Annotated in this window: 8 protein-coding genes; 1 reads left to right on the forward strand and 7 read right to left on the reverse strand. The window is 60.1% G+C overall.

The genetic code is table 11. From position 1 onward, the window contains the following. Positions 1-121: 121 nt before the first annotated feature. From BM413_RS04930 to BM413_RS04945, 4 genes are all read right to left on the reverse strand, one after another. Positions 122-952 carry an ABC transporter substrate-binding protein gene (locus BM413_RS04930; RefSeq protein WP_091910986.1) on the reverse strand — a complete coding sequence of 277 codons (831 nt, stop codon included), beginning with the start codon at positions 950-952 and terminating at the stop codon, positions 122-124. Between the two features lie 390 nt (positions 953-1,342). Then, the gene (locus tag BM413_RS04935) at positions 1,343-4,531 is read right to left on the reverse strand and encodes an efflux RND transporter permease subunit (protein WP_091910987.1); all 3,189 of its coding nucleotides are present in this window, start codon (positions 4,529-4,531) and stop codon (positions 1,343-1,345) included. Between the two features lie 231 nt (positions 4,532-4,762). Beyond that, entirely contained in the window at positions 4,763-5,980 is a 1,218-nt protein-coding gene (locus BM413_RS04940) for an efflux RND transporter periplasmic adaptor subunit (RefSeq protein ID WP_091910989.1), read from the reverse strand. Positions 5,981-6,028: 48 nt separating this feature from the next. Continuing rightward, positions 6,029-6,790 (reverse strand): alpha/beta hydrolase, encoded by a 762-nt coding sequence (locus tag BM413_RS04945; protein ID WP_210188907.1) that lies wholly within the window; start codon positions 6,788-6,790, stop codon positions 6,029-6,031. A 301-nt stretch (positions 6,791-7,091) separates the two neighbouring features. Between BM413_RS04945 and BM413_RS04950 the strand changes: the two genes are divergently transcribed. Continuing rightward, the gene (locus BM413_RS04950) at positions 7,092-8,015 is read left to right on the forward strand and encodes a LysR family transcriptional regulator (RefSeq protein ID WP_091910993.1); all 924 of its coding nucleotides are present in this window, start codon (positions 7,092-7,094) and stop codon (positions 8,013-8,015) included. 41 nt (positions 8,016-8,056) lie between these two features. On the opposite strand, the gene BM413_RS04955 is transcribed toward BM413_RS04950, so the two are convergent. From BM413_RS04955 to BM413_RS04965, 3 genes are read right to left on the reverse strand one after another with little or no spacing between them, the layout of a single operon-like run. Further along, positions 8,057-11,212 (reverse strand): efflux RND transporter permease subunit, encoded by a 3,156-nt coding sequence (locus BM413_RS04955; RefSeq protein WP_091910994.1) that lies wholly within the window; start codon positions 11,210-11,212, stop codon positions 8,057-8,059. Positions 11,213-11,245: 33 nt separating this feature from the next. Next, positions 11,246-12,409 carry an efflux RND transporter periplasmic adaptor subunit gene (locus BM413_RS04960; protein WP_091910995.1) on the reverse strand — a complete coding sequence of 388 codons (1,164 nt, stop codon included), beginning with the start codon at positions 12,407-12,409 and terminating at the stop codon, positions 11,246-11,248. 57 nt (positions 12,410-12,466) lie between these two features. After that, a complete protein-coding gene (locus BM413_RS04965) occupies positions 12,467-13,075 on the reverse strand; it encodes a TetR/AcrR family transcriptional regulator (protein WP_091910997.1) in 609 nt (202 codons plus the stop codon). Between the last annotated feature and the right edge of the window lie 7 nt (positions 13,076-13,082).

Below are 13,082 nucleotides of genomic sequence, written 5' to 3' on the forward strand. Positions count from 1 at the left end.
TTCTGGGAGGCGCCAACGGAGCGCCTCCTTTCGTTCACCGGGCCTGAATTTGCATGACCAGACGGCGGCAATGGCGCGCATGCGCTTGCTGCGCGCGGAAACCGAACGGGTAGTGGGATTCTTAACCCTGCGGCCCCTCGACGACGATGCCGCCGTCGGCGCGACTGACTCCATATTCGGACATCAGCTTGTCGAGATAGCCGTCCGCTTCCATTTCCTTAAGCGCGGCCGCAACCGCCTCGGCGATATCCTTGCTGCCGAAGGAGAGAGATCCGGGCGTCGGATACATGCCGTTCAGCGCATGCGTGAACTCACCACGATCCTGGTATTGCTTGGCGACCGGATCGATCGAGACCGCAGCGTCCACCTGCCCGGCGCGCAAGGCCTGATAGACGGTGGCATAGTTGTCGAAGAGATTGATGGTCATTTCAGGAAGACCGCGCGTCTTGAAATCCTCATTCAACTCTCGGATCTTGCGCTCGGCGTAGCCACCAATGTCAGTGCTGATCCTCTTGCCGGCGAGGTCGTCGATTTTTGCGATCGGCGCGCCCCCGGAGACAGACGTTGAAATGCTGATAGCCAGCTTCTCATAAGGAATCATATAGAGGATCTTCAAACGCTCGGGCGTCACGAACAGCCCGGCATTGATCATATCCCAGCGCCCGCCCTGAAGGCCCGGAACCATGGTCGCATATTCCGTGCTGATATATTCCGGCTTGAGACAAAGCCGCTTGGCAATCTCGTAGCCCAGTTCGACGCGCAAACCCTTGAGCACGCCCTGCTGATCGGCATAGGCCATCGGCGGCAGCGTCGGGCTCGTCGCCATGACGAAATGACCGGGAGTGGTGAGGAGATTGTCCGGAATTTTCGGACTGCAATCCTGCGCATTGGCCACCTGAGCGGCAAACACGAACGCGGCGAAAATGCCACCTGCAATAATAGGCTGGTTCATAGATGTTCCGTTCCTCTGAAAGCCATCATCTTCTTCATGTGGCTCGTTCTTATATGCTATAATATGGCATACCATAGCAGAAATGAGCTCGCAAGCCCGATCCACGCCGATCATGTCAATGCAGAACGAGGCCCCTGCGGACCGGGTCGGGCATGGCGTTGCCGTGCTGGAAAATGCGAGAAATGCAGAAGAATGACTGCAGAGCAGGCGCCAGGATATGACGCATGGACAATATCTGCGGGATACTCCGGAAAACAAAAGACCTTGGTTCCGCCGAGAAGGGCATAACCAAGGTCTTGATCGAGACACGGGTGGAACTTGACGAATGCCGGCTCACCACCAGCAAGAATGGGGCAGCCGCAGGCTTTTGCTGCCTGCGGCTGCGAAGTTTCAGTGAGGTACCTCGGCGACAGGTGCCGGAAGTGTCGCCTCACCACTCTGCTTGAGCGGCCGATTACCGGTCAGCCCACGCATCAGCACGTAGAAGACCGGCGTCAGGAAGATGCCGAAGGCAGTCACGCCGATCATGCCGGCGAACACCGCAACACCCATGGCCGAGCGCATCTCCGCGCCCGCACCGGTGGAGTAGACCAGCGGCACGACGCCCATAATGAAGGCCATGGAGGTCATCAGGATCGGGCGCAATCTCAGCCTGCTCGCTTCGACCGCAGCCTCCCTTGGCGTCATTCCGGAAAACTCCAGTTCGCGCGCGAACTCGACGATCAGGATGGCGTTCTTGGCAGACAGGCCAACCAGAACGATGAGGCCGATCTGGGTGAAGATGTTGTTGTCGCCTTGCGTCAGCCAGACCCCGGTGAGAGCTGCCAGAATGCCCATCGGCACAATCATGATGATCGCGATCGGCAGAGCCAGGCTCTCATAGAGTGCGGCCAGCACCAGGAACACCAGGATCAGCGCCAACGGGAAGACGAGCACGCCCGAATTGCCGGCCAGTATCTCCTGATAGGTCAGGTCGGTCCATTCGAAGGCAATGCCCTTCGGCAAGGTCTCAGCGGCGATCCGCTCGGCGGCGGCCTGCGCCTCGCCCGACGAATAGCCCGGCGCCGGCCCGCCATTGATGTCTGCCGAGAGGAAGCCGTTGTAGCGGATCGCCCGTTCCGGCCCAGCACTCGGCTTGACGTTGAGCAAAGCTGAAAGCGGTATCATCTCGCCCGACTGCGATCTGACCTCCAGCCGCCCGATGTCGTCGGCCCGGCCACGGAAGGCAGCATCGGCCTGAACGCGCACGGAGTAGGTTCGGCCGAACTGATTGAAATCATTCACATAGAGCGAACCGAGATATATCTGCAGCGTGTCGAAGACATCCGTCACCGCAACGCCGAGCTGGTGCGCCTTGGTCCGGTCGAGATCGGCATAGAGCTGCGGAACATTGACCTGGAATCCTGTGAACATCCCCGTCAGCTCAGGCGTGGTGTAAGCCTTGGCCAGGAAGGCCTTGGTAGCCTCGTCGAGCGCCTGATAGCCGAGCCCGTTGCGGTCCTCGATCTGCATCTTGAAGCCGCCGACCACGCCAAGACCCTGCACCGGCGGTGGCGGGAATATGGCGATGAAGGCTTCCTGAATGCCGCCAAACTGCCCATTGAGCGCCTGCGCAATGGCACCGCCCGAAAGGTCGGGTGTCTTGCGTTCCTCGAAAGGCTTCAGCGACAGGAAGATGATGCCGGCATTGGAGCTGTTGGTGAAGCCGTTGATCGACAGGCCAGGAAAAGCGATGGCGCTTTCGACGCCCGGCTGCTTCAGGGCGATGTCGCCCATGCGCCGGATTACCTCCTCGGTACGGTCCAGCGTTGCTCCATCGGGCAGTTGCGCGAAGCCGACGAGATACTGCTTGTCCTGCGCCGGCACGAAGCCGCCGGGCACGGTCTTGAACATGCCGAAGGTGGCAGCCACCAGCACGATATAGAGGCCCATGATCAGTGTCTTGCGCGACAGAAGCCGCCTCACGCCGCCGCTATAGGCCTTGGAGCCGCTGCCGAAGGCACGGTTGAAGCCGCGGAAGAACCAGCCGAACGCCTTGTCCATCGCGCGGGTCAGCCAGTCCTTCGGTGCGTCGTGCCCGCGCAGCAGGAGAGCCGCCAGGGCCGGCGAAAGCGTCAGCGAGTTGAAGGCGGAAATGACGGTCGAGATGGCGATGGTCAAGGCGAACTGCTTGTAGAACTGCCCGCTCAGCCCGGAGATGAAAGCAAGCGGCACGAACACCGCGACCAGCACCATGGCGATCGCAACGATCGGACCGGAAACCTCACGCATCGCACGGTATGTCGCGTCACGGGGTGAGAGACCTTCCTCGATGTTGCGCTCGACATTTTCGACCACGACGATGGCGTCATCGACGACGATGCCGATGGCCAGCACCAGCCCGAACAGAGTAAGCGCGTTGATCGAGAAGCCGAAGACATACATCACGGCGAAGGTGCCGATGATCGAGATAGGCACCGCGACCAGCGGAATGATCGAAGCACGCCAAGTCTGCAGGAACAGGATGACGACGAGCACGACCAGGACGATGGCTTCAAGAAGCGTATCGACGACCGCTTCGATGGAAGCGCGGACGAATTGGGTCGTGTCGTAGACGATCTGGTATTCCACGCCATCAGGCATGGTCTGCTGAAGCTCGGCCATCACCTTCTGGACATTGTCGGAAATTTCGATGGCGTTGGAACCGGGTGCCTGGAACACCGGAATGGCGACGGCCGACTTGTTGTCGAGCAGCGAGCGCAGCGCATATTCGGCAGCGCCCAGTTCAATGCGGGCAACGTCACGCAGCCGCGTGACCTCACCATTTGCGCCGGTCTTGACGATAATGTTGCCAAAATCGTCGACGCTCTGAAGCCGCCCTTGGGCATTCACGGAAAGCTGCAGGTCGAGACCGGGAACGCCCGGCGAGGCACCGACGACGCCGGCGGCAGCCTGGATGTTCTGCTCGCGGATCGCCTGGACGACATCGCTTGCGGAAAGGTCGCGCTTGGCCACCTTCTGCGGATCGAGCCAGACGCGCATGGAATAGTCGCCGGAGCCGAAGACCTGCACCTGACCGACACCGTCGATCCGGGCCAGCCGGTCCTTGACGTTGATGACGGCGTAGTTGCGCAGATAGGTGATGTCATAACGGTCATTCGGCGACAGAAGATGCACGACCATCATCAGGTCGGGCGAACTCTTTACCGTGGTGACGCCGAGACGCCTCACCTCTTCGGGCAGACGCGGCTCGGCCTGGCTGACACGGTTCTGCACAAGCTGCTGCGCCTTGTCCGGGTCGGTGCCGAGCTTGAAGGTCACGGTCAGCGTCATCAGGCCGTCCGTGGTGCCCTGGCTCGACATGTAAAGCATGTCTTCGACGCCGTTGATCGCCTCCTCGATCGGCGTCGCCACCGTTTCAGCGATAACCGTGGGATTGGCACCCGGATATTGCGCTCTGACCACGATGGAGGGCGGCACGACGTCGGGATATTCCGAGATCGGCAGGGCACGGAGGCCAAGCAGACCGGCAATCAAAATAAGGACCGAAAGCACACCGGCAAAGACCGGTCGGTCAACGAAAAATCTGGAAAAATTCATGTCAAATCCCGCCTTCCGGGCGCAAATGGGCGGATAACCCTCGACAAAGCCTGTCGGCATTGGGGCCATCAGCAAAATTCAATGTGTCGACTGCCGGCGGAAACGGGTGGGAAGCGCCCCGCTTCCGCCGGTCTGTCAGATCGCAGCACATCCCTTCGGAGGCACGAAGCACGACCCAACGTTCTGAATGAGCACCGGAATATTCGAAGAAACGGTACTCACTTTTCTGCTCTACTGCGCTACCGCGTTGGCTTCGGCCAGCGCCTGTTCGTTTGGCACCATGGCAACCGGCTGAGGATCGACCAGCGCACCGGGACGAACCCGCTGCAAGCCGTTGACGACGATCCGCTCGCCTGACTTGAGCCCGCTCTTGACGATGCGCAGCCCTTCGACCGAAGCGCCCAGCGCGACCTCGCGGTAAGCGATCTTGTTGTCCGCCTCGACGACCAGAACGAACTTCTTGTCCTGATCGGTGCCGACCGCCCGTTCGCTGACGGTCAGTTCAGGGGCCGGCTTCGGCTGGCCCATGCGCACGCGCACAAACTGGCCCGGGATCAGACGGCCATTGGGATTGTCGAACACCGCTCTGACCCGCATCGTGCCGCTTGCCGTATCGACCTCGTTGTCAATGAGCTGAAGCTTGCCCCGGATCGGCGTGCCGTCATCGCTGGCCGTGCCGATTTCCACCGGGATCTGTTCGACCGCCAGCGCTCCGCTTTCCGTTACCGGAAGCTCGGCCGAGGCGCGCGCCAGAAGCTGCTCGTCGATGCTGAAGCTGGCATAGATCGGGTCGACCGAGACCAGCTTGGCCAGGATCGGCGAACCGGAGCCTGCGGCGACTAGGTTGCCGGGCGTGATCTCGATCCTGCCCAAGCGACCCGAAATCGGCGCCCGAACCTCGGTATAGCCAAGGTCAAGCTTCGCCGATTGCAAGGCTGCCTGCGCCGACCGCAGATTGGCTTCCGCTTCGTGAGAAGCGCTAAGCCGCTGGTCGAGATCGCTTTGCGATACGGTGCGATTCTCGACGAGCTTGCGGCCACGCTCGAGTTCGAGCCTGGTCAGTTCCACACGCGCCTCGGCTGCAGCGACAAGGGCCTCTGACTGTGCCACCGCGGATGCGAAAGGTGCCGGGTCGATCGTCACGAGCAGATCGCCCTGCTTTACCAGCGCGCCTTCGTGAAAATGCACCGACTGTATGGCGCCGGCGACACGCGAGCGGATTTCGACACGGTCCACCGCTTCTAGGCGACCGGAGAACTCTTCCCAGGTCGTGATCTCACGCGGTTCGACAACCGCAACCGAGACTGGCGTTGCCGGCGCTGCTGCCGGTGCCGACACCTCGGCCTTGGCGGTTTCCGGCAGGTTGGTGATGGTTGCTACGCCAAAAATCGACGCAACAAGGGGTAGGCCGGCGCCCCAGAGGAGCCGGCGGGCGGTGGTCTTCTTCATAATGATCTCCTTAGCGGCGCTCAGGCCGTATAGGTTGGAAACGGTCCGTCAGTGGGGTAACGCTCCGGTCTCTTGGAAAAACTCGACAAACTGGCTGCGAACAGTCTCCCCCCATCCCGGCTGAACGGCCGGGCATCTCGAATAAGTGGCCGGCCATCCCGTCTGGACGCTCAGGACACTTTCACGGACGATCACGCCCGCATCTTTCAATCGCCTTGCATATTTCAGGCTCTCATCGCGCATCGGATCGTCCTCTGCGGTCAGGATGAGCGCCGGTGCGACGCCGACAAGGCGCGCGCAGTATGCAGGTGCGGCATAGGGATGGCAGGCATTGGCGCCGAACCCCAGATAACGGTTCCAGCCGTCCGACCATTGGCAGCCGGTGGGCTTGGCTTCCGCCTTGCGGAACGAGCCTGTCGCCATGAACGGATCGAGCATCGGCGAGAGCAGTATCTGCCCCTGCAAGGCCCCAAAATGCTGATCGCGGCACATCAGCGCCAGACCCGCGGCAAGATTGCCGCCCGCCTCTTCGCCGGCAACGAACAGCGTGGATTTCTTGTCAGCCCAATTCGCCCGCTGGCCGCACACAAGGCCGAGAACTTCATAGGAAAGCTGCAGCGCCCTTGGAAACGGATGCTCGTTGGCGCAGGAATAATCGGCTGAAACGACGACAGCACCTGCTTCTGCGAGCAGCGTAGCGATTGCTTGCCCGGTCGCAAGCGAGCCGCCGAGAAACGATCCGCCATGCAAGTGCATAACCAGCGGCGGCGCTTTTGTCAGCGCATCGCCGCGATAGAGGCGCACCGGCACGCGGCATGCTCCACCATCAAGCGATTCTTCTGTCCAACTGGCTTTCATGACCCCTGAAAACTCGTCCTGTCATCTGATCGATCAGCCATATAGGACCTCAACCTAAGTTGAGGTCAAGCGGCCAATCCTTCATATCTCACATGCCTCCTGACAGCATCTTGTCAGGGGAAGCGCAGTGCCCCCACGCGTCTTGAATAAGGTGGTATTGTTACCTTGCTAGAAAAAGTCCGACTTTTGTGATTTCACTGTTTCTGATAGTGAATAATAAAGTGATATTCAAAATTTTGGGCAGGATAAAACGATGGACCAGCTTGCCGCCATGCGGACCTTCGTTCGTGTCGTCGAGGTCGGTAATTTTAGCCGCGCCTCGGAATCCCTAGCGATCCCGAAGGCCACCGTCACCAAATTGATTCAAGGTCTGGAAGCGCATTTGCGCACCAAGCTCCTCAATAGAACCACCCGCCGCGTGCTGGTTACCCCTGATGGTGCGCTCTATTACGAACGGGCACTCAGGCTACTCTCCGACATCGACGAACTCGACAGCAATATGGCGACTTCGCAGGCCCTGCCCAAGGGCAAACTGCGCGTCGATATGGCGGGAGCACTGGCGAAACTGATCGTCATTCCGGCCTTGTGCGATTTCTACGACCGCTATCCCGACATCCGGATCGATCTTGGCGTATCCGACCGGCAGATCGACATTCTGGCCGAGAATGTCGATTGCGCCCTGCGGACTGGTGAAATCAACGACCAATCCCTTATCGCCAGACGCATTTCGGAGATGAGCCTGGTCACTTGCGCGGCGCCTTCTTACTTCGAACGATTCGGCGAACCGCGCCATCCGCTTGATCTCGAGAAAAGCCATTATGTCGTGAGCTTCTTCCTGCCGCCGATGGGCCGTCAGCAACCCTTCATATTCAACCGCGGTGATGAGAAGCTGGAAATACTCGGGCGTTGTACCGTGGCCACCAACGAAGCGATCACTTATGTCGCCGCGGCCGAAGCAGGCATGGGTATCGTTCAGGCACCACGCTTCTTGGTCAAGGAAGCATTCAGCAAAGGCACCCTGCAGCCGGTGCTTCACGAATGGAGTCGCGACCCACTGCCGCTCTATGTCGTCTATCCGCCGAACCGGCACCTGAGCAACAAGCTGCGGGTGTTCGTCGACTGGATCGCCAACCTCTTCGCCAATTCCGGCATAGACGAGCCGCAGCCATCAGCCTGATCCCGCATCGCTGCGGGATCAGGCGCTTCAGGTAAAACGTATCATTCCGCCGCCAAAGGCCGTATCTCGCCCAGCGGTGTCAATGTGATACCCGGTTGGTCGACCGGGCTGGCCGGCTCCGCCGACTTCTTCTTCGGCTCCTTGCCGAAGAACAGCGCATAGCCGGCCGGCAGAACCAGGATGGTCAGCACGGTCGCCACCAGGATGCCGCCCATCATGGCGTAGGCCAGCGGCCCCCAGAACACGCCGCGTGAAATCGGGATCAGCGCCAGAACGGCAGTCGCCGCCGTCAACATGATCGGTCGGAAGCGGCGAACGGCGGCACCGATGATCGCCTCCTGCCTTTCCATGCCGGCCGCGATATCCTGGTCGATCTGGTCGACGAGGATGATCGAGTTGCGCATGATGATACCGAGCAGCGCGATCACACCCAGGATGGCAACGAAGCCAAACGGAGCCCCGGTTATCAGCAGCGCCAGGGCTGCTCCGATGATGCCGAGCGGGCCTGTCGCCAGAACCAGCATGGATTTGCCGAAATGCTGCAACTGGACCATCAGAAGCACGAGGATGACCAGCAGCATGATCGGGGCTTTGGCCGCGATAGAAGCCTGGCTTTCTGCGGATTCCTCTGCACCACCCTGAACTTCGACCTTGTAGCCGGCGGGCAGCGAAGCGCGCATATCCTTCATGCCGTTGAACATTGCCGATACGACGTCGTTCGACTGGACACCGTCCGGCAACGTGCCGCGAACGGTAATTGTCGGCAGGCGATCACGACGCCACTCGATGCCTTGTTCCATCACCGGCACGACCTTGGCAATCTGCGAGACCGGCACGAAGCCACCGAAATCGGTCGGGATGTAGACCGAGTTGACCGACGAAAGCAGGCTACGAGTTGCGTCTGGCTCCCTTGCCACGATCGACACGGTTTCCTCGCCGTCGCGGAAATCGTCGAGCGGCACGCCGGACATCGTCGCCTGAAGCATCTGGCGAACGCGCTGCGACGTCACGCCAAGCATCCGCGCCCGATCCTGATCGATGACCAGCTTCATGGCCGGCACCAGCTCCAGCCAGTCGTCATGGATTGCGCCGATCCTCGGATCTGCATGGAACTTCTGCTTCACCTCGTCGGCGATACGGCGCACTTCTTCGCGTTCGGGCCCCGACACACGCATCTGCACCGGCCAGCCTACCGGCGGCCCGAGGAAGAGGCGATCGACCTTGGCGCGAACCGTCGGGAAGTCTTCGGCAAGGATGCCACGCATCTTGGTGATCAGGCGTTCACGCGCAGGCTCGTCATTGGCCATGACCAAAAGCTGCGCGTAGTTCGGATTGCGCAATTGCTGATCCAGCGGCAGGAAGAAGCGCGGCGCGCCCTCGCCGATATAGGTGGCGATGAACTTCTTGTCCGGGTCGTCCATCATGCGCGCCTCAAGCGCCTTTGCCTGGTTCTCGACTTCCTTGATGCTGGTGCCTTCCGGCAGCCAGAGATCGACCAGGATTTCAGGCCGGGACGACTGCGGGAAAAACGCCTGCGGAATAAACTGGAAGGCGTAGAGGCTGCCGGCAAAGGTGGCGAGCGTCAGCGACAGCACGATGATCCGGTGACGCACCGCCCATGTCACCGTCGAGCGAAGGCGGCGATAGAACCGTGTGTCGAAGACGTCGTGATGATCCTGCCCGGCATGTGCACGCTGCCTGAGGATCATATGGCCGAGCCAAGGCGTGAAATAGACCGCCACGAACCATGAGACGACCAACGCGATGCCGACCACATAAAACAGCGAGCGCACATATTCGCCCGCCGTCGACGCCGCAAAACCGACCGGGATAAAGCCGGCGATGGTGATCAGCGTGCCGGTAAGCATTGGAAAAGCTGTCGAGGAATAGGCGAAACTGGCCGCATCGAGCTTTTCCAACCCCTCCTCCAGTTTTCGCTCCATAAGCTCGACGACGATCATGGCGTCGTCGACAAGCAGACCGAGCGCGATGATCAAGGCGCCGAGAGAAATGCGCTGCAGGTCTATCCCCAGTTCGTACATGATGGCGAAGGTCGCAGCCAGAACCAGGGGGATGACGATCGCAATCACCAAACCGGAACGCCAGCCGATCGACAGGAAAGAGACGACAAGCACGATAATGAGTGCTTCGACGAGCGCCCGCATGAACTCGCCGATAGCGTCGGTCACCACTTCGGGCTGGTTGGATATCTGATCGACGGACACACCGACCGGCATCGATTCCTCGAAGCGCTCGTAGGTGGCGTCGACAGCTTTGCCGACATCCGTGACCTTGAAGCCGTTTGCCATGACCACGCCGATCTGAACGCTGTCATGGCCGTTCATGCGGAACTTGCGCGCGTATGGATCTTCGAGGCCGGAAGATACTGTCGCGATATCGCCCAGGCGTGTCACCTGATTACCGGCCTTGATGCGCAGCTCGCGAATATCCTCGACCTTGCGGACATCGCCTTCGACTGCGATGCGCACCGACCGCGTGCCGGTTTCGACGGACCCGGCCGGATCGACATTGTTCTGGCCCGAGACCGTATTGCGAAGGTCGGTCAATGTCAGCCCGCGCTCAGCGAGCGCCTTGGACGAGACGTCGATATAAATCTTCTGCGGTTGATCTCCGAGGATCACGGCCTTTTCGACACCCGGCGTGGTGAGCAGCATGTCGCGTGCCTGGATCGCGAACTTCTTCAGTTCGGGATAGCTGAAACCGTCGCCGCTGATTGCGTTCAGCGTAATGAATGTATCGCCGAATTCGTCGTTGAAGTAAGGCCCGAGCAGGCCTTGCGGCAATTCGCTGGAGATGTCGCCGACCTTCTTGCGCACCTGGTAGAAGGCGTCCTTCACCTGTTCGGCGTTGGTGTCGCCTTTGATCTGCACAGTGATGATGGCGCTGCCGGCACGTGAATAGGAGCGTACGAAATCGAGATGCGGCGTTTCTTGCAGCTTGCGTTCGATCTTGTTGACGACCTGGTCCTGCATCTCCTCGATGGAGGCTCCCGGCCAAACCGCCTGCACCACCATGACGCGGAAGGTGAAATCAGGATCTTCCTTCTGTCCCATCCGCATCAGGCCGAAGGCGCCGGCGACAATCAGCAGCACGAACAGAAAGCGCGCGATGCTCGGATGCGCTATAGCCCAGCGCGAAAGATTGAACGGCTGGCGTTCCCTGGAGGAATTGCTCATGGCCATACTCACGCTTTGGAGTTTGAGGAAGGGCTAACGGACAACCCCGGCGTTAGGAACGACAGCGGGTTCTGCTGCAGCTGCCTTCTGGTCGCCGGTTTCCGGAAGCTTCACCTTCATATTTTCCGACATGAACTGTGTGCCGGCGGCAACCACGACGTCGCCGGGCTGCAAGCCGTCGGCTACGCGGACCCCGTCATCGGAAAAATCCGCGACCTTGACCGAACGTGCATGAACCGTTCCCGCGCCGCGATCCACGAGCCATACGACCGGCGCACCGTCTTTTTGGCCAAGCGCACTCAGCGGAATGGAAATGGAAGGGCTGGTATTGTCCACCTTCGCTTCGATCGTTGCCGTCATGCCGAGCAGAATGCGCGGATCGGCAGGCAGACTGACGCGCACGGCAAAAGTCCGCGACTGAAGATCGGCACTGCCGGCGACCTCACGGACCTTGCCGTCAAGCACCAGGCCATTGTCCGACCAGAAACGCGCCTGAACGGATTTGCCGATGCGGAACTGAGCGATATCGGTTTCCGGCACGGCGATCTGCACTTCCTTCTCGCCATCTACCGCCACTGTCACGACCGGCGTCCCGGTTCCCACAACCTGCCCGACATCGGCATTGATCGCCGTCACAATGCCGTTCAGGCCGGATGTCAGATCGGTATAGGCAACTTGGTTCTTCGCCTGCTCCAGCGAGGAGGCTGCCGCATCCCGGCTTGAAACCGCCTGCTCATAGGCAAGCGTCTGGGCCTCGAGTTGAGACTTGGACGCGAAGTTTTTCGCAAAGAGCTGTTCGGCGCGCTTGCGCGTCAGTTCGGTGGTTTCGACCTGCTTCTGCGCAGCCATCAGGGATGCCTGCGCGCTGCGAACGGCAAGCTCATAATCATTGGCGTCGACGCGAGCCAGAACGTCGCCCGGTTTCACCCGGTCGCCGATATCGACATTGCGCTCTATGACCTTGCCATTGATGCGGAAGCCAAGGCTCGTTTCGGTACGGGATTTTACCGAGCCGGAATAATCGAGACGCCGCGTGTCATCCGCCTTGGTGATCTCCACGACCTTTACCGGCCGGATCACCTCTTTTGTCTCGGCCTTTTCCTGGGAACAGGCCGAAAGCGCGAGGCCGAGCGCAACGAAGAGCGCAAAACCGGGTATAGACGGCCTCTTCGACCGGGCTATGTACAGCGAGACCATGTCCGCACTCCGATAAAACTGTTCAGTGAACGAATGCTGTTCCGTTGCCGGAACCGCTTATTTCTTCAGAGCCCGGATCGCGAACTCTATCAACTCGTCCGGGCTGGCACGGTTTTCCTTGTTCATGCACTGCGCGGCGACCTGTGGATGACAGAGCGGAACCATGCACGCTCCGAAACACCTCGCGGCCATTTCCGGGTCTTGATCGACAAATTCACCAGATGCGATGCCGTCGCTGATGATCTTGGCGAGAACGATGTGAAGCTGGTCGATATGTTTTTCGATAACGCCCCATTGGTGTTCCAGCGCAACGACCACCATCTCGTGCACCTTCTTCTGGTCCGTCAGAACATTGATAGTGAACTGATGTTCCTCATGGCCATAGCGTCTCAAACGCTCTTCTGCGCTGATCGGCAGACGTGCGATCTCCATCGCAAGGTCATTTCGGTGCGTCAGCATGCGCTCCATCAGCGCCTGATGGATTTCGGATTTGGAACCGAAGAACCGATAGATATTGGCAGGTGACATACCGAGATCACGGGCAATGTCGGCCACATTCGTCTTGCTGTAGCCATAGTGCCGAAACAACCGGTCCGCCGCATCCAGGATGCGGTTTACGTTTTCCTGGCGGCTTGAGTCGGCAACCCTGTCGGCGATATCGCTCACGCTTGGC

Origin of the sequence: Mesorhizobium sp. YR577 (assembly GCF_900116595.1) — a bacterium.
In the GTDB taxonomy this organism is placed as follows: Bacteria; Pseudomonadota; Alphaproteobacteria; order Rhizobiales; family Rhizobiaceae; genus Mesorhizobium_M.